Below are 336 nucleotides of genomic sequence, written 5' to 3'. Positions count from 1 at the left end.
GGTAGAAGGTCGACGGTGCAATCGGCAGAACCTCACAGATTGACTCGACACCGTGCGCCTCACGTTCCTGGTCAATGAATGCCACCATTACTTCGGTTTGCGGTCGAGCTCCGCCTGGGCGAAAAAAGCGGCAGCCTTGCGCAAGATCTCGTTAGCGCGTTTCAGCTCACGGACTTCGCGCTCCAGCTCTTTGAGGCGGGCTGCGTCGCTGCTGGTGGTGCCGGGTTTAGTACCATTGTCGACTTCCATCTTGTTGACCCATGATCGTAGGGTCTCGGGTGTGCAGCCGATCTTGGAAGCGATAGATGTGATCGCTGCCCAGCGTGATTGGTGCTC

General features: G+C 57.7%; 1 pseudogene and 1 other annotated feature. The pseudogene reads right to left on the bottom strand.

Features of this window, described 5'->3' with window-relative positions:
- Positions 1–336: pseudogene (locus Q5Y71_RS17325) on the bottom strand (transposase); the annotation flags it as partial.
- Positions 14–130: a sequence feature (AL1L pseudoknot), on the bottom strand. It overlaps the preceding pseudogene by 117 nt.

The sequence above is a fragment of the Microbulbifer sp. 2205BS26-8 genome, from assembly GCF_030731025.1.
Classification (GTDB): Bacteria; Pseudomonadota; Gammaproteobacteria; order Pseudomonadales; family Cellvibrionaceae; genus Microbulbifer; species Microbulbifer spongiae.
The sequence above is the reverse complement of the archived record's forward strand: the minus strand, read 5'-3'. Positions and strand labels throughout refer to the sequence as shown.